The following is an 18,326-nucleotide window of genomic DNA, read 5'->3' on the forward strand; positions in this document are numbered from 1 at the left end:
GACTCCTGACTCCTGAATTCTTACAATCAAACATCAAAAAGGACGAATTTTTAAATCGTTATTGACAGTTTCAATGATTCTGGTATTCACATCATCAGGAATTTGTGTATATCCTAATTCCTGATTAAATTTTTGCCCTTTAGTAAACAGCCATGTTAACAAATTTGTCGTTTTTGCTAGGGTATCAGAATCGCCATACTTTTGATGCACTAGCAACCATGTTAAACTGACCAAAGGATAACCATTGTCTGGATCTTGGATATCTTCTGTTGTGAAATCATTTTTAAATTGGATATTTGCTAAGGCTTTCTGTGTCTCTTCTAAAGTTGGTTGCACATAATTACCGGCTTTATTTTGAATACTAGCAATGGAGAGATTAGCTCTCATAGCAACATTGGTTTGGACATAACCAATAGCACCATCTGTTCTGCGTACTTCTCCAGCGATCGCACTATCTTGGTTGATAGCAGAAAATACCTGAAATCCCCAATCAGGTGTTCTACTGGCTAGTATTTTTCCTCCTGTAATTTTTTGCAAATATTTAGTCAAAATAAAATTTGTGCTGCAATTTTGGGCGCATACTACTACTTGAATTCTTTTATTAGGAAATCGAGCATTAACCTGTTGCCAGTTAGTAATTTTACCTGTGAATATTTTTTCTAATTGTTCACGAGATAACTGGACATTGCTACTCACTTCTTTGAGGTGATAAACGATAGCTAATGAACCTCCCCCCGTGGGTAACATCAGCAACCCATCTTCCATTTGATTAATTTCAATAGGAGTAGGAATTAAACTAGTAGCAGCAAAATCTACAGAGTTATTCATAAATAACCGAATACCACCACCACTACCAACGGCAGTATATTTAAACTTTTCACCTGTTTCTACTGTATATTCTTGGCTATAACGTTCTATCAGTGGTTGAGCAAAAGAATCACCAGCACCTCTTAATAATTGGGCAAAAGCAGCATTAGTAGTATAAACAATTGTGGATGCACTTACTAATGTGGCAGTTAAAATTTTATGATATTTGCTAAATGTGAATGTTTTCATATTTGAATACTAATCAAGACGGATTTAATCAGTAAATATTAGGGAAAATTAATCTTCGTTTCTACCAGTGGTAGCAGGAATGAGAATACCTTCCTTTAAGAAAGTATGCATATAAATCTTACGGAGAACACGCTGGATATGAATATGTTTTCCTGGCTTTACTTTTGTCAATGTTCGCAATAACAAGTGAGATTCACCAAGACTTTCCACACCATCTACTAAAGTAGGTTCAAGTACATCTGGCTCATTTGTTTTTAATAGCTGTCCTATTTCTTCAATCACTTGATATATATGAGCTAAATTGGAATTTAATGGTACATCAACTTCTACTACTGCAAATATGTATTGTTTAGAGTAATTAGTAATTGAACCAATATCTCCATTACGAATAATATGTAATTGACCATTGGGATGTCTGATGCGGGTGGTTCTCAGTTCAATTGCCTCAACAGTACCCTCTACTGTTTTCTCTTCAGCTTTCCCAGCTTCAATATAATCACCTACCAAATAGTAGTTTTCAAAGAGAATAAAAAAGCCACAAACTATATCATTAATTAGTGTTTGTGCGCCTAAACCCACAGCGATACCCACAATACCAGCACCAGCTAAGATAGGAGTAGGATTAATATCAAGAATATAGAGGATAGAAACCGCAACACTAAAGTAAATTAAATATTGCAACAAACTACGAAACAAAGGAATCAAAGTTAAACGTCTACTTCTTTGGGTTTCCGTCAAATTCTGGTCTTTGAATAGCACCTCCTCTAATAGTAAATAAATCACCTCAAACATCACACGACTCATGAAAATGATGCCGATGATTTTGATAATTTTTAAACCAAAGGTAGCCAGTTTAGCTATTAACTGTACCTGCTGAACTACCAATGTTACTGTACAGACGTAAATCACAAATTCCAAACACCGTTTCAAAAAAGGGATCAGGTGTTGGAGGCGATCATAAAATCTCAACAGGTTATCAGGACTGGAGTATCTGACACTGAGAGCATCTAAAGTATCAACAATCGCAGCTACTGCTTTGAGAATTAGTAATCCGACAGCAACAATCAGATAGATTCTTAGTGCAATGTACAAATATTCTGAAGCTACTGTTGGTAATTTGAGAAACTGGGTACAAGCAATTAGAACCCATAACCAAATTCCACCTCTAATTCTTTGATGGAGGGCGTGAAAGAAAGCATCAATACTTTCATCATCGGCGGTGTTATCGTCTAAATTTTTGGCACGATTTCTCGCAAGATTTAGCCAATATTTAATCAATTTTATAGCAAATGTGGCTGTAATTATAGCACCAATACTTTGAGCAATACCAATTCCTAATGCCAGCCAAAATCCTGATGGAATACGACGAATCAGGGCGATTGTATATTGTTGAATGTCTTCACCCCGATAGATGAGCAAACCATTAGCACCGACAATAAAGATGCACAATACTATGCAAATAAGTAATAACAAGCCAGTAATATTGCGGCGTAGTATTTTGATTTTTAGATCGTCGCCCTTCAATATTGATAATCTCATCAATAGCTTAAATAACTTACCTACAAGCCATCTTAATAAAATAAAAACAAGGATTACAAGACCGACTTCAGCCAAGATAATTAATATGTTCATAGTTAGTTAATGGGTATAAAAGTTAATCAGATTGGATAATTTTATGTGAGGCTGCACAGAATCCAAAAATCTATTGATTGATCCATTTTTATCTGTGTTCATCCGCATTGATTTATTCTGGATATTTGATTCTATGCAACTGCTTATGAATTTGGGATTTACTAAATCAGTAATAATTCATTCCCAAATCTAAAATTATCTGGTTTTACATCTCCACTTCACCCTTAAAAGCAGTTATCAGTTCTCAGCATTCTCTAACTCAGATTAAGTTTTTTTCTGTAAATAATAACTTTATTCCCATCAGCAGCAACTTCCACCCAAAAATCTTGAATTACAAATTGATAGTAAAATTCCCCTAATCGTGTACTGCGCCAAATGCTGATCAATTGCTCATTTGCAACCCATTTTTTAAAAGCTTTAATAGCAATTTCTGGTACTGCACTGGAGTCTATTTGCTCATCGACTTGGACAATAGTTCCACTGGGAGTAACTTGTGTTTCTACTTCAAACCCTTGTTGGTTTTTACCTCTGAGTATGTAGATTAAAGAACCATCTGACTTGAGTTCAATTCTGGCTTGGTTAAATTGGGCATTGGTCACTGTTTTGGCAGCAGACATAGCTATAAGTGACACTTCTTCAAGGGGGATTTTTCTGACTATTCCACCTAGATTTTGGGCTATTAATATGTTGCCATGGTCACTGAAAGATTGAGCCTGAACATTACAGGGATAAATAGAGGATGCAAAAACAGTTATACCTGTAATAATGAATAGTTTTTGCCAATTTTTTGTAGGCAGCATCATGATTTTTTAGTATTTATATTTTGGAGGTTGATTTCTTGATATTGAATGGTTTTAATTTGGACATTTTTTTTCAATTGTTGATGTTTTTCATCGGTTTATATTTTTCTGGTTCTGTTCTGAGGTCTACATACAGGAAATCAATTCCTTCTTGTTCTAATAGTTCTAAAATGGCTAAATTTAAGTTCTTTTCAGCATCAAAGTAGAGATTATCATCATTCACAAATGCCATGATTTCAATCACACGGGCATTCTGTTCAATTTTTTTGAAGCGCACTGTACAGGAGGGAGAACAACCAGGAATAGATTTTGGCATTTGTTGAATAGCATCACAAATTCTCGCGGTTTGTTGTGAGGAAATACCGTCTATTTTGAGAATTAAATTCAGTCCCCACTTTAATTCTTCCCCTGGATTTTGTGACCAATTTTCCACAATTCCAGAAATCATTTTTGAATTGGGCATTTTCATGATAGAACCCCACTTAGCTAGATGCAGTGTGGTAGTTCTAAATCCAATATTGAGAATCTGTACAAAACCGTCTATTCCTGCTATTCCCACCCAATCACCTTCTCGATAAAGATTATCGGAGTAGATAATAATCGTACAAAACCAGTCATAAACAATGTCTTTGAACAGTAAACCTAATGTGATACCGGCACCACCAAGTAACCCAACCAGCGCAGCCGCAGATTGTCCTAAAAATATTTCGCTGATTTTAATTGTTAATATAATAATTGCCGCTGATTGAAAAATCTTCGGCATCAAAGGTCTGAGTAATTCATCAAGCTCAGTTTCGGTTTGCAGTACCAAATTAGCAATTAATTGCCCTAAAATTGAAGAACTACGATAAACTACATAAGCAACTATGAAGATAACTATTAAATTGAGACATCTGCTAATTGTCTCGCTTAACTGAGAGCCTAAGTTATCTGCAAGAATTTCCTTACACAGCCAAAATCCACCAATGAGAATTAGCCAATTTATAGCTGGCTTAATAATAGCAATTAATTCATCATCAAGGGTAGTCTCTGTTTTGCTTGTGAACTTTTCAATGGTTTTAATAATAACTGCCAAAACAAAACGCCTTAATGTCTGTGTCAACGTTAGAATTACGAGAACAGCAGCAATTTTAGCAATGGGAATATTGGAATAATTGATCTTTTGTATCGCGTTCCAGATAGCTTCCATATTTACCTTGTTAGAGCTTGAAGTCTGTTGATTTTATATCATGGAAAAATTATCAACATTCAGAATTTTACAAGTGTGTTAACTTTTGAATTCCGAATGCTGATATAAAAATTATTCAACTTGACAAAGAATCAATCCAAACCACCCTTTTTCATCTGTCCAAGTGTTTACAGTTTTTAATCCTTTGCTTTCCATTTGTTTTGACATAGTTGCCAAATCAAATTTACGAGAAATTTCTGTTAAAATACTTTCTCCGGCTTCAAAAAACACCTTTAAATCCAAAGCTTTCAAAGATACCCAATGGCTTTTTTGACAATGTAAATACATCTCGATTTGCTTGTCAACTTCATTGTAAATCGCTTGGTGTCTAAATAAATTGATATCAAAATCACCTTGAAAACGCCAATTGAGATGAGAAAGCATATTCAAATTAAAAGCAGCAGTTACATCTTGACTATCGTTATAAGCCGCTTCTAAAATATTCTTGGGTTTTTGTAAATCTACACCCAGTAAAAAGTAATCTCCTGGTTGTAAAGTCCGAGAAACTTGATTTAAGAAACTATCACATTCTTCTGGGTTAAAATTCCCTAGAGAACTTCCCAAAAAAAACAACATCCGCGACTGTAAATAATTCGATTCCAGATGCACTAAAGCTTGTTCATAAGTTCCCAATAATCCATGAATTGAAAAATCAGGATATTTTTCTTGTAACTGCAAAACACTAGTTTTGAGAATACCTCCACTCACATCAATAGGAAGATATCTACAAGCATCAGCTTTTTTTTGATAAGCATCTAATAAAAATTGAGTTTTAGTAGAACTACCACTACCTAATTCTATCAACTCGCAACAATTTGTAATTTCGGCAATTTCATCAGCATATTGTTGTAAAATCCCAGCTTCTGTCCGAGTCGGATAATATTCTGGTAACTCACAAATTTTTTCAAATAGTAGAGAACCATGATCATCATAAAAATATTTAGGAGATAAAGTTTTGGGATTTTTACCCAATCCCTGAATCACATCTTTTCCATCAATACTTAACTCTTGATAATGATGATCTAAAACTGTTAAAGGTAGAGCAACCATTTTCTAAATCCTCGTAATAATCCTGAATTAAAAAAGTATTTACTGCAAATCTTTAGCTATTCTAAACCCAACGTGCTGATAGAAATAGGGACGAAACCAATTACGATAACAAGGTAATGCCATTGTACCATTTGTAGCCCAAGAACCACCCAGCATCATCTGATGTTTATGATCAAAAAAAGGCGCAGATTGATCTTCATAAAGATAATGTGTTTTAAATCCTGGTAAGGAGTAAAATGCTTCTCCTAACCATTCCCAAACATTACCTCGTAAATCAGCAAGTCCAGATTGATGATTTTCTGAAAACATTCCCACGGGAGAAGGAGAAATAAATTGTAAATTGAGATTGTAGTTATTTTCTAAACTGCTTTGTTCAGAAAATTGTAAAGCTTGATTCCATTCTGCTTCCGTCATTAAACGAGTTCCTTCACCTTGCCATTGACAGTAAGCCATTGCTTCATAATAGTTGACTTCTACTGGCCAATCTAAAGGTAAATCTATCTCATCAAATGTGGCTCGATAACGGTAATTATTTTGTAGGGGTATCCAGAATTTTGGATGTTGAATATTGTGGAGTTGTTTCCATTTCCAAGATTCACTACTCCAATAATCGGAATTTTCATAGCCACCAGCTTGCACAAATTCTAAAAATTCACCATTGGTGATCAAATTCTGACTTGCTAAAAATGGTTTAACTTCTACTTCAAGACAACCATATTCGCTATCCCAACCGAAAGTTAAATCATCTTGGTGTTTTCCTAATTTAACCATACCTCCTGGAATTGACCGCATTTCATTAGGAGGATTTTTTCCATTGGTAGGAGCATAATTCCATCCTTGGGGACACTTTAATCTATCAACTGGCAATTGACGCAGTAGCATAGATGAAGTTTCAAAATGAATGCGACTGTGTTCTATACCCATCAATAAAGCCCAGAGAGGATCTTGTTGATTAATAGGCAAATTTAAGGTCGTATTCTCGATAACTGTGGTAATTTCTGTTCTGGCTTTGTCTCGATATTGCCAAACTTTTTCTACATCTGGCCAGATGATATCTTTTGTCGCTGACTCTAGTTCTGCTGGTGTTTCTGGATCAACTCCGACTTCAAAGAGAATTTCGTATTGGGGATTAATGCGATGTTCTAATAAACCAACACGAATTAATTTATTGATGTAAAAAACAGCCGAGTGACCAAGATAAAAAATTAATCTGTTTCTTAACGGGTCAGGACTGTAGTAAAATACATCTTCGCTAACTAAGCTTTTCAGCAGTGTTGTTTCTAGTTCCCAGGAATTGTCAAAATAATTGAGTAGGGTTTGGGAACTACAACAATCAAGTTTAGGAACTTGAATAGATGCGATTTTCTTAGTTTTGGTAATTGTTTGCATGATTATGATATAAAGTCCTACCAAGATAAAATTGCCTATGGTTTAAGCCCAGCTACACTGTTGGCGCTGCGCTACTTTCATAAGCTGCTTTGAGTCTTTGAAAATTTTTATTCTCCATATTTTTAAATACCCTACTTTGGTGCAGGATTTTCAAATTTAACTAAAAATTAACTATTTTGACAGATTGACCAAATACAAGTAACATGGTATTCCCATTAGATTGATCAACTATCTAAGCAAGAAATAGGGAAAGAATTATGCTGGATATATAGGAATCCTATTTGATTATTGATAGCGTAGCGTGGTGTAAGCCATACAAAACTCCGTACATCCAACTCCTCTAAAACCCTATTCCCTATTCCCTATTCCCTATTCCCTGCCTACACAAACCAATTCAAAAACCAAACCGGATTCCTATATACGTAATTAGTTCAAGAATCAAATCAGATTTATCTATATATTTATTTGTATAACAAATACTTTATTTTTCTCTGGTCATATAGTATTCTCTCTAATTTGGACTTAATAAATTTGATGTCTACAAAGAAAAAAAATAGATCCCTGATGTCTCAAAGAATTCGGAGATCTAATTCTATTTGATTGTGTTTCACCAACCTCTAGAACATTTGTCCTCTGCGTCCGTTCCCCGGTTGGGTTCTTCGTAAAGGTACGACTTCAGCTTCACTACTTTCTCTGGCTACCCGAATCAATAACGCAGAAGCCACTAAACTAGCAATCATAGAATTACCACCATAACTAAACATGGGTAAAGGTAAACCTGTCGTTGGTAGCGCCCCTGTAGCCACACCAATATGCAATAATGATTGTCCAACCATGACCACAGTTACACCAATAGCCACTAATTGGGCAGTGGGATTTTTTGCTTTCAGGGCGATAATTAATCCTAATGTAGCGAAGGTAGCTAAAAGTAATAACAGCAACATCCCGCCAATAAAACCAAATTCTTCAGCGAAGACTGCAAAGATAAAATCAGTATCTTGAATAGGCAGATAAAATAACTTTTGTTGAGAAAGACCAAATCCAGCCCCCCAAGTTTTACCTGAACCTACGGCAAGTAAACTTTGTACTAACTGATAGCCATCTCCTGTCGCATCAGCCCAAGGATTGAGAAAAGACATTACCCGTCGGCGTTGATATTCTTTAATACTGATACTGAGTAGAGCTAATAACATTCCCCCTATGGCTGTTCCTCCTAAGTATTTATATGGTAATCCGGCGGCGAGGGCAATAAACCAAATAGTCATTCCGCAGAGTGCAGTGGTACTAAGATTAGGTTGGGCTAAAATTCCTAACAGGACAAGACAGAAAACACCCAACCAAGACAGACGCACACCCCAAGAGAGTTTTTCCCATTGACCAAATAATCGCGCACTTTGCAATACTAAAAAGGGTTTAATTAATTCCGATGGTTGAATAGGAATAGGGCCTAAAGCTATCCACCTAGCAGCATCAAAGGCTTTTCGACCTAATCCTGGTACGAGGGTAAGAAAAATTAACATCAGAAAAAACATCAAAAACCAGTGAGATACCCCCAAAATTTTTCGCAAAGGTAGATTCACAATGATATTAAAGATAATCAGGGAAACGAAAACCCACATAATTTGCCGCTTAAAATAGTAGAGTCCATCACCCTGACGTTCATCAGCTACTGCATAAGAAGCTGAGAACAGAATGATTAAGCCGATAAACAACCAAACATAAGTTAACCAGCGCAGCAAACGTGCTTCTAAAGCCCAGCTAGAAACGGAATTATCAAAAATAGGGATTAATTGACGTAAGTTCACGATGTATTACAGATGTAGAAACATTCAGTTATTTTAGGTTTTTCAGCTTCATTTAGTTTAAGATCATAAAAATTATGATGGCGTACCCGCCCGCCGTCAGCATCGCTTCATTAAATTGTCTGATTAAATACTTATACCAATTCTGTATAAAGATGCGCCACATTCAAGAATTAACTAACCGCAAAGGACGCAAAGTACACAAAGAAAGAAGGAAAGAAGATATAGGACTTACGCAGAAAAACGAAAAATAAAGGGTTTTGATAAAGGAGTAAAGTGATGGAAAAATTAAGGTCGAGCAGAGGAAAACCCCTACACCCTTACACCCTTACACCCTTACACCCAGTCGTCACAGATAACTTCTGTGCGTAAGTCCTGGATATTCAGAAATTGAGCGCAACTTCACAACGAAATGGTATTACAGCAGAATTCGGGATTCAGGAACTAATACATTAAATGCGGAAGTATCTACTCAACTCAATAGAAACCCATTTGCTTAATCCTCATCTATTAACGGCGTTATTATCAATAGGATTATGGCAAGCAGGAGTTTGGCAATCCTTAGAATTACTGGGATCTAATTTATTATTCAATACTCGTAACCATCTATCTCATCGTCATTGGGATAGTCGTCTTGCTGTGATTGGCATTGATGATGCTACATTGAGTCAGTATGGAGAATTTCCCATTTCACGCGATCGCTATACTCAACTCTTAGAAACACTAGAAGCTTCTCCCCCCGCAGTAATCGGTTTTGATATTCTATTTACCGAACCCAGCAAATACGATTCAGCATTATCTGAAGCAATGGCAATTAATGGTCAAGTCGTCCTCGCAGTTGCCCCCAGTTCACAGCTACAAACACAACCAAAAACCCTGCATCCCGTCCCCATTTTAGATAGCGTTACTGCCACAGGCCATATCGTCAACAATGCAGATATAGATGGAGTCACCCGCCAATTCTTTCTCTATTTCGATCAATTTCCATCTTTGAGCATTAAATTACTAGAAGCATACAACAACAGTCTCCAGCAAACCTTTACCGCAGATACCAAAAACTTCCGTAAATCCCCTGTTGTCATCCCATCTCTGCAAGTAGGAGTAACAACACAATCAGCCTGGATTAACTGGATAGCACCAACACAGGAAATACCCACCTATTCCTTTGCGGATGTTGTGCAGAGAAAAATAGATACAGCCAAACTCAAAAACAAAATTATTCTCGTTGGTTTAACCGCCACCGGCACAAAGGATATCCTGAAAACTCCCTTTGAGCAAACACCACCGACAGCCGGTATTTATCTACACGCAGCCGCCGTTGATAATTTACTGAACCAGCGATTTCTGCAAAGATTACCTTGGCAACTAGAACTGTTGCTATTGTTCAGCGTTGCCAGTGGTTCTAGTTTATTACTAGCTATCTTGAAACTTTACCCACGCATTCTGCTATTGGCATTGTTACCTCTAACTTGGTTTAGTCTCTCAGTCTTAGTCCTAACAACCTCTAATTTATGGTTGCCTGTAGCTGCTCCCATTGGGACAATACTCCTTGCTGGGTTAGGTGTACAGTGGCAAGAACAAAAAGAAAAACAACAATTGATGAGTTTATTTGCTCGTCATGTTGCCCCCGAAACAGCCGCATTAATTTGGCAAAATCGTACTGAGATTTTCCAAAATGGTCAGTTAGAAGCCAAAGAAATGGTCGCCACTGTTTTATTTAGTGATATTCGCAGCTTTACCAGCATTTCCGAAGGCATGAAACCAAAAGAGTTACTAAATTGGTTAAATACCTATTTGGCAGCTATGGCTGAGTGTGTTCAAGAACATCACGGAGTTATTGATAAATATATTGGTGATGCAGTAATGGCTGTTTTTGGCATTCCCTTTCCACACACTCAAGCCGAGGAAATTCAACAAGATGCCATTAATGCCGTCGCTGCTGCTATGTCTATGCAGAAAAGATTAATTTCATTAAACCAGGAATTAGAACGCCTTGGTCAACCTGCCATTAGTATTGGTATTGGCATTCATACAGGTTTAGTAGTTGCAGGCAGTATTGGCGGTTCTGCAAGATTGAATTATTCTGTTTTAGGAGATGCAGTTAATATTGCAGCCCGTTTAGAACAACTCAACAAAAACGTCAAAGAAGGAAATCCTCACAGCATATTAATCAGCGAAACCACATTTCACCACATTAAATCCCATTTTCCTACACAAAAAGTAGAAGAGATGCAGTTACGGGGAAGGCAACAACTAACTATGATTTATTCTATTGCTGGGAGTTATAGCAGGTGACAGGGTGACAGGTGACAGGTGACAGTTAAGAGGGAATAGGGAATAGGTAAGAGGCAGGGGAGGCAGGGGGCAGGGAGAAAAGAGTTATTTAATTTTGACTTTTGACTTTTGACTTTTGACTTTATTTTGCCCTACACCCTACACCCTACACCCCCTTCATTCCTGACTTCTGCCTCCTGCTATATCATCCCTGTTCCCAATTCCCAATCACCACTAAAATAAGTCTTGTTACCGCCCCATTTACAAAGGCGGTGATTGGAGATAACTAACTAATAATTATGGGTAAGCAGCGCGTTCTGTCGGGAGTTCAACCAACTGGTAACTTACATTTGGGTAACTATTTAGGTGCTATTCGCAACTGGGTAGAAATTCAAGACCAGTATGAAAATTTCTTTTGTGTGGTAGATTTACACGCAATCACTGTACCGCATAATCCCGCCACCTTAGCGGCTGATACTTACACCATCGCTGCTCTTTATTTAGCCTGTGGCATTGATTTAAAATACTCTAACATCTTTGTGCAATCTCATGTTTCCGCACACAGTGAACTTTGTTGGTTGCTAAATTGCATCACTCCCTTAAATTGGTTGCAAGACATGATTCAATTTAAGGAAAAGGCACTCAAACAAGGTGAAAACGTCAGTGCGGGGTTGTTGACTTATCCCGTTTTGATGGCTGCGGATATTTTGCTTTATCAAGCTGATAAAGTCCCTGTCGGTGAAGACCAAAAGCAACATTTAGAACTAGCGCGGGATATTGTCAACAGGTTTAACCATCAATTTGCTAAGGATAAACCTGTATTAAAATTACCTGATCCTTTGATTAGAAAGGAAGGCGCAAGGGTAATGAGTTTGACCGATGGAACAAAGAAAATGTCAAAGTCTGACCCATCGGAGTTAAGTAGAATCAATGTTTTAGACCCACCAGACCAAATTGCGAATAAGATTAAACGCTGTAAAACTGACCCAGTGCGGGGTTTAACCTTTGATAATGCAGACCGTCCAGAATGTCATAACCTGTTAACCCTGTATATGCTGCTGTCTGGGAAGACCAAGGAAGCGGTAGCGGCTGAATGTGCAGATATGGGTTGGGGTCAGTTTAAACCATTGTTAACTGAAACAGCAATTAATGCTCTAAAACCAATTCAAGATAAATATAAGGAGGTAATGGCGGAAAAAGGCTATTTAGAGTCTGTGTTGCGGGATGGTCGGGAAAAAGCGGAAGCTATAGCTAATCAAACTTTAGCAGATGTCAAAGCTGCTTTAGGCTATAGCGTACCCCTCTAGGGTTTAGGCTTTAAAGTGTAAATTGTTTTACGCTTTAAGAAAACCTCCAGATAAATTTGAACCATGCAGGATACCCATAGCACCAGTGTTTTAAATAACTTCCGAAAAGCGGTAGCAGCAGGAGATTTTCTTGTTACTGCTGAAGTCGCACCCCCGAAAGGAGGAGATATCACCCATACGCTTGAAATGGCGGCGACTCTTAAGGGGAGAGTTCATGCTGTCAATATTACTGATGGTAGCCGCGCTGTATTGGGGATGTCGTCTTTAGCAGCTTCGGTGATTTTATTGCAACATGGAATTGAGCCGGTTTGTCAAATGGCTTGCCGCGATCGCAATAGAATTGGAATTCAAGCAGATTTGATGGGCGCTCATGCTTTGGGTATCCGCAACATTTTAGCTTTAACTGGCGACCCTGTAAAAGCAGGTGATCATCCTGATGCAAAAGCCGTTTTTGATTTAGAATCTGTGCGATTATTGCAGTTAATTAGAAACATGAATCAGGGTGTTGATTTTAATCATAAAACCCTGAATGATGGTGCATTAGATTTATTTGCTGGTGCAGCAGTAGATCCACAGTCTAAGAGTTGGTCAGGTTTACAAAGTCGATTTGAAAAGAAAATCGAAGCGGGAGCGCAATTTTTTCAAAGTCAATTAATTACAGATTTTGAAAAATTAGAAAAGTTCATGGATCAAATTGCATCTCGTTACAATAAACCAATTTTGGCAGGAATTTTTCTGTTGAAGTCAGCCAAAAATGCTCAATTTATTAATCGCATGGTTCCAGGTGTAAATATTCCTGACCATATTATTGATAGGTTGGCAAAAGCCAAACATCCGTTAGAAGAAGGGATGAAAATTGCAGCGGAACAGGTGCAGATGGCGCGGGGTTTGTGTCAGGGTGTACATATTATGGCGGTGAAAAAAGAAGATGCGATCGCGCCGATTTTGGATTTAGCGGGGGTGGAGAAGGTTAGTTAGAATAAATAGCGATCGTATTTATTGAATTAGGTGCGATCGCTACCCCATATATTGCTAAAAGGTTAAGAAAGAGCGAATCGTTTGGCTACACAATTACGTGCTTTGGGAGTTGAACCAGAAGCGTAATATTAGTTACTTTAGTTCTCATTTTTTATCTATAGGTAGGTTTTTATTGACTTCCCGAGAAGCGATTTTCCAACGCCCGTCTACAAATTCCAAAATGTAAGTAATGTTAGTCGTTGTTAATACAGATTTATCTTGGTCAATAACTCCATTACTGTTGTAGAAAAAACTCTCTTCAGTAAGTCTTAATTGAATCAATGCGCTATTACCATTTTGCGAGAATTTGTATACACTGTCAATACTCTGTTTACCAAATTCGTAGTATGCCTGATGTATTTGCAGCCAATTGATAGAACCATCTTGCCCAGCTAATTCTTCATATATCCGTCCTGTAGTCAATTCAGCAGCAAGCTGACGATCATAAGGAGGTGCAAACATTCTTGCCTTTGCTTTTAGGTATTTGTAAATTAGAGAGACCGCTTGCTTCTGGGTAATCAAAACAGACTGATTTGATTGAGGGACTGTAGAGTTTTTACTTGAAACTGACGGATTTGATTGAGGAACTATAGAGTTTTTACTTGAAACTGACGGATTTGATTTAGGAAATACATATACAGCTATCCATACAAAAAAAGTTATCCATACAAAAGAAGCAAATCCAGAAAATGCTCTTAATACTTTAATTTGAGTTTTATTCAAAGGTACTTCAATTTGAAGAATGTCTAAAAATGAATAATTGCCAATACCCGCTAAAAATTCAACTACATCTAGTGCCTTTATTCTAACACTTCTCATAAACAGATTTTCTACAATTTCTATTATTTCAAGAATGATGGATAAATTCTTATCTTGAAAACCTGAAACTTGTGGCTCATAACTCGAAACTTGAACCTCATAGTCTAACATTTCTAACCATCCTTGCATTGATTGGGGGCGGTCTTTTGCCTCCAAAGCCATACCGTTGAGAATTGCCTGATTTAATCCATCGCTGATACTGGAAATAAGCTGTTGTGGTGGAATCAGAGGATCATTATCTAGCTTGCGAGCTAAGGAATTTGTGGGGTTTTCACCAGTCACCCCATAATATAAGGCAGCAGCCAGACAGTAAATATCAACTCTTGGATCTCTACTACCTTTGTATCTCTGTTCATAAGGTGCAAAGCTCTCATGAGCCGCTTTATCTGTTGAACTCTGAGTTGCCGGAATTATTTGTTTGGCAATACCAAAGTCAATCAAAACCGCTCTGCCATTACTCCGCAGCATGATATTTCCAGGGTGAGCATCTCGGTGTACCAAGCCCGCTTGATGCACTATGATCAGAGCTTCCCCTATTTGGCGAAATATAAGGCACAATTTCCTCTTCTGGTAATGCTCCCCTACGCTTGACTACCTGAAATAAATTTTCCCCTGGTACAAATTCCATCACTAAGCAATGGGTGTTACCTTCCTCAAATAGTTCAATTACCCCCACAATGTGAGGATGGGGGTCTTGAGTTAGACGTGCTAGTGTCCGCCCTTCTGTAATAAATCTCTTTATATACTTGTCATACTCTGGGTCATAGTGAAGATATTCATCAGGAGTTTTAATGACAACTTGCCGATTGAGGTTAACCTGCAATGCCCTGTAAGTAATCCCAAATCCCCCTTTTCCCAGAACCTGCTCAATGATATAGTCACCACCTTTCAATTTTTGCCCTATTGGCCAGGTCATGAATACCTCTGATTAAAAAATATTTATTTTCATACCACCGCATAAGAAAAGTTTACTTGATTCTACGGTGTCTTGGTAGGGGCAGGATTGGGAGATGGTGTAGATGGTGGATTAGTAAAAATAGGAATCCAAGCACCCATACCTTGGAGTAAGGCTGCAAAAGCAGCAATTCCAGCTATAATCACTCCCCAGAATTGAATTTTTTTATCCCAATTCCAAATAGGTTTATGTTCGGGTTCTTTTTCAGTTACACCTAAAGAGTCAATCCATTGTTTTACCGATTGCGGACGCTGTTGGGGATCTAGTCTCATACCTGTTAAAATTGCTTGATTGGTGCGATCGCTAATTAGTGGATTAAATTCTTTTGGTTCTGGTAAATGAATATTATCCACTTTACGTTTGAGAGCATCCACAGGTATTCTTCCTGTTAGAAGTACATAAAGGGTTGCAGCTAAAGAATAAATATCACTTGCAGCAGTTGGTTTAGTGCTTTTAGCGTAAAGCTCAGGAGGTGCAAATCCATCGGCATTTTCCTTAGCTCGTCGCGTTGTTAATTCATGGTCAAAATCTAGTGCTAAATCAAAATCAATCAGTACCGCTTCCGGTCTTCCCCCACGTAAAATAATATTTTCTGGTCGCACATCTCCATGAACCAATTTGTTTTGATGTACAACTGTCAAAGCTTCCCCAATTTGCCGAATGTAAACTAAAGCTTGTTGTTCAGGAAGTTTTAATTGGCCACGTTCATCTAAATTTACACCGTCCACATACTCCATCACCAAACACGAAAACTCTGCTTCTTTAAAAGGTTCAGCAAATTTTACAATATGCTCGTGCTGACAGCGAGTAAGTTTTACCGCTTCTTGCCAAAACATAGTTTCTAGACGTTCTCGTTCTGATTGATTCAGAGATGTTAGTAAATTACCATCTAAGGTTTTAATAACTTGGCGGTCATTATTTTTGTTTCTAACTAAATAAGTAATACCAAATCGTCCACTTCTCAACTCTTTTTCAATGGTGTATTTTCCACCTTGCAACTGATCACCTGCTACCCAAGCCATTTTTGCAATTCCCAAAATACTTAAATTAGATTTTCGCATAAAAAGCTCTTTTAGGCTGAATTTGGTTGGATAGAGAAAGTGACGCTCCCCTAATTTTCTTACCCCACACCTTAAAAGACCTACAAAGAGAATTAGAACTTAGCTGAAAGACCTGTGATTAATACTTCACCTCTCATCTTTTTATCTAGAGGTGGAATACTAGATTTATTGCAATTATCGGGTGATGAAATTTTAGTTGGAGAATGATAAGCGATCGCCCTATAATTTTGTTAATTGATCAGCTGCCAATCACAAGCCGTAATAAATCGGCTCAAATGACCAACATTAGTGGTAGCAACTATTACTTCTGTCGTTTCATCAGCAAGAATAAGAGCTTGAGCAGAGAGAATAATATCTCCGTCCAAAGCTTTAGCATCAGCTGTAGGTTGTCCCGTTTGTCTTGCTTCTGCCCAAAGCTTTGCTGCTAATACCATTGTCTCTGTTTGAATAGGAATATATTCAAGGGTTTGTTTTAAGTTATCGAGACGATGGACACTTTTTAATAAATTTGCACGCAGTAATTCTCTACGTACTTCATAATCTGCAATTTCCGGGATTGCAAACCGTTCACCTCGTGCTAAAAGTCTTTTTAACCATTGTTGACAGGCTAGAGGAAGACCTTTTGCTTTAGGATTTGTCACCATTCCTAGAGGACCAGAGTCTAATAAAATTAAACGATTCATGGAAATAAAGGACGATCAGATAAACGATCTTCATCAAGGTTATTTTTGAGAAATTCCCAGGCTTGTTGATGTTCAGTAGCATCTTCATTTTCATTCAGCCAAGAGTCTAAAAGCTCAATTGCTGCCTGATTTTTTTGGGCTTGTTCTGGATTGATAATGGGTGAGTTTTGTAAACTAATTTGCTTACGAAACTGGCGTAATGTGTCTAGTAATTCTGTCCAGTATTCCTGGGGTGTTGCTTCAATTTCACTGATGAGAGATTCTAAGGATATTGAGGATTGATTGCAGGAATTTACCATAGTTAAAATCACAAATATAGGTTGTAATTAAATTTTAACTTAATGCTTCAGTTTATGGTAGACAGAATTTATAAACAGGTGATATCCCTAAAAATGGAATTACTGAGAATTGCGATCGCTATATTCAAAATGCTGTCAGTCATCCCTACCCCAACTTCCCCTACCTTGCTACACTAAAACAAACCTCACAACACGCGAGGACACCATGACCTCTGCAACCAACCGCCCCTACACAGAAACCAGTCTCCCAGACCATACCCAACTCCCAGAATCTAACGGTACATTTGTAAACAATTTCCAGGAACATCCCCAAAGCATTTTACTAACCCAGTCCATCACACCAGTATTAGAAAAACGCCATTCAGATGGACAATATACCATAGGTCAAGATTGCGGTATTTATTGGCGTATTACTGACCCACCAGAACGCGGTGCAGAATCTCCAGACTGGTTTTATGTCCCCAATGTCCCACCTTTATTAAATGGAAAAATCCGTCGTTTCTATGTCCTTTGGCAAGAATATATTGCCCCATTAATTGTTTTAGAATTTGTTTCTGGAGATGGTATAGAAGAACGAGATAAAACACCTTGGCAGGGTAAATTTTGGATTTATGAACAGGTAATTAGACCAGCTTTTTATGGTATTTATGAAGTTAATAAAGCCAGTATTGAAGTCTATCACTTAATAGAAGGACAATATTATTTATTATCAGCCAACGAACGCGGACATTATCCAATTACACCTATGGAAATAGAATTAGGTATTTGGCAAGGAGAATATCAAAATATGGATTTACCCTGGTTGCGGTGGTGGGATTTAGATGGTAATTTATTGTTAACTGGTGAAGAAAAGGCAAATCGTTTAACTGCCCAACTACGCGCTTTAGGAATAGAACCAGAAATATAAAAAACATCCTCTACAAATCTTGTGGGGTGGGCATCTTGCCCGCCCTT

General features: G+C 37.6%; 16 protein-coding genes. 4 read left to right on the forward strand and 12 right to left on the reverse strand.

Annotation, left to right across the window (positions count from 1 at the left end):
• Nucleotides 1-33 precede the first annotated feature (33 nt).
• From A0J48_RS10920 to A0J48_RS10950, 7 genes are all read right to left on the reverse strand, one after another.
• Nucleotides 34-1,056, reverse strand: coding sequence for a substrate-binding domain-containing protein (locus A0J48_RS10920; RefSeq protein ID WP_200322982.1), 1,023 nt, complete (start codon nt 1,054-1,056; stop codon nt 34-36).
• Nucleotides 1,057-1,104: 48 nt separating this feature from the next.
• Nucleotides 1,105-2,688 (reverse strand): mechanosensitive ion channel family protein, encoded by a 1,584-nt coding sequence (locus A0J48_RS10925; protein WP_200322984.1) that lies wholly within the window; start codon nt 2,686-2,688, stop codon nt 1,105-1,107.
• A 254-nt stretch (nt 2,689-2,942) separates the two neighbouring features.
• Nucleotides 2,943-3,491, reverse strand: coding sequence for a hypothetical protein (locus A0J48_RS10930; protein ID WP_200322986.1), 549 nt, complete (start codon nt 3,489-3,491; stop codon nt 2,943-2,945).
• 70 nt (nt 3,492-3,561) lie between these two features.
• On the reverse strand, nt 3,562-4,677 hold the full coding sequence (locus A0J48_RS10935; RefSeq protein ID WP_200322988.1) for a mechanosensitive ion channel family protein: 1,116 nt from the start codon (nt 4,675-4,677) through the stop codon (nt 3,562-3,564).
• A gap of 111 nt (nt 4,678-4,788) precedes the next feature.
• On the reverse strand, nt 4,789-5,766 hold the full coding sequence (gene egtD / locus A0J48_RS10940; protein WP_200322990.1) for an L-histidine N(alpha)-methyltransferase: 978 nt from the start codon (nt 5,764-5,766) through the stop codon (nt 4,789-4,791).
• Nucleotides 5,767-5,805: 39 nt separating this feature from the next.
• Nucleotides 5,806-7,155: a 5-histidylcysteine sulfoxide synthase gene (ovoA, locus tag A0J48_RS10945; protein ID WP_200322992.1), complete on the reverse strand. Its 1,350-nt coding sequence runs from the start codon at nt 7,153-7,155 to the stop codon at nt 5,806-5,808.
• Between the two features lie 617 nt (nt 7,156-7,772).
• Complete coding sequence (locus A0J48_RS10950) at nt 7,773-8,960, reverse strand: FtsW/RodA/SpoVE family cell cycle protein (protein ID WP_200322994.1); 1,188 nt, start codon at nt 8,958-8,960, stop codon at nt 7,773-7,775.
• Nucleotides 8,961-9,413: 453 nt separating this feature from the next.
• Between A0J48_RS10950 and A0J48_RS10955 the strand changes: the two genes are divergently transcribed.
• From A0J48_RS10955 to A0J48_RS10965, 3 genes are all read left to right on the forward strand, one after another.
• Complete coding sequence (locus A0J48_RS10955) at nt 9,414-11,252, forward strand: CHASE2 domain-containing protein (RefSeq protein ID WP_200322996.1); 1,839 nt, start codon at nt 9,414-9,416, stop codon at nt 11,250-11,252.
• Between the two features lie 278 nt (nt 11,253-11,530).
• Nucleotides 11,531-12,538, forward strand: a complete 1,008-nt coding sequence (trpS, locus tag A0J48_RS10960) for a tryptophan--tRNA ligase (protein WP_200322998.1) — start codon at nt 11,531-11,533, stop codon at nt 12,536-12,538.
• A 63-nt stretch (nt 12,539-12,601) separates the two neighbouring features.
• On the forward strand, nt 12,602-13,516 hold the full coding sequence (locus A0J48_RS10965) for a methylenetetrahydrofolate reductase (RefSeq protein ID WP_200323000.1): 915 nt from the start codon (nt 12,602-12,604) through the stop codon (nt 13,514-13,516).
• A 144-nt stretch (nt 13,517-13,660) separates the two neighbouring features.
• Here the strand turns inward: A0J48_RS10965 and A0J48_RS27420 are convergent, their stop codons facing one another.
• The 5 genes from A0J48_RS27420 to A0J48_RS10990 all read right to left on the reverse strand — a co-directional run bounded on the left by A0J48_RS27420 (nt 13,661) and on the right by A0J48_RS10990 (nt 17,372).
• Nucleotides 13,661-14,890 carry an IMS domain-containing protein gene (locus tag A0J48_RS27420; protein WP_325078620.1) on the reverse strand — a complete coding sequence of 410 codons (1,230 nt, stop codon included), beginning with the start codon at nt 14,888-14,890 and terminating at the stop codon, nt 13,661-13,663.
• Nucleotides 14,829-15,290 (reverse strand): serine/threonine protein kinase, encoded by a 462-nt coding sequence (locus A0J48_RS26900; RefSeq protein WP_267910298.1) that lies wholly within the window; start codon nt 15,288-15,290, stop codon nt 14,829-14,831. Before A0J48_RS26900 ends, A0J48_RS27420 begins: the two co-directional genes overlap by 62 nt.
• A 62-nt stretch (nt 15,291-15,352) precedes the next feature.
• Complete coding sequence (locus A0J48_RS10980) at nt 15,353-16,390, reverse strand: serine/threonine protein kinase (protein ID WP_325078624.1); 1,038 nt, start codon at nt 16,388-16,390, stop codon at nt 15,353-15,355.
• Between the two features lie 230 nt (nt 16,391-16,620).
• On the reverse strand, nt 16,621-17,073 hold the full coding sequence (locus A0J48_RS10985) for a PIN domain-containing protein (RefSeq protein WP_200323002.1): 453 nt from the start codon (nt 17,071-17,073) through the stop codon (nt 16,621-16,623).
• The gene (locus tag A0J48_RS10990; protein ID WP_200323004.1) at nt 17,070-17,372 is read right to left on the reverse strand and encodes a hypothetical protein; all 303 of its coding nucleotides are present in this window, start codon (nt 17,370-17,372) and stop codon (nt 17,070-17,072) included. Before A0J48_RS10990 ends, A0J48_RS10985 begins: the two co-directional genes overlap by 4 nt.
• 205 nt (nt 17,373-17,577) lie before the next feature.
• Here A0J48_RS10990 and A0J48_RS10995 point away from each other — a divergent pair, with 205 nt between their 5' ends.
• Nucleotides 17,578-18,279, forward strand: coding sequence for a Uma2 family endonuclease (locus tag A0J48_RS10995; protein WP_200323006.1), 702 nt, complete (start codon nt 17,578-17,580; stop codon nt 18,277-18,279).
• Nucleotides 18,280-18,326: the final 47 nt, after the last annotated feature.

The organism is Sphaerospermopsis aphanizomenoides BCCUSP55 (assembly GCF_001586785.1).
Classification (GTDB): Bacteria; Cyanobacteriota; Cyanobacteriia; order Cyanobacteriales; family Nostocaceae; genus Sphaerospermopsis_A; species Sphaerospermopsis_A aphanizomenoides_A.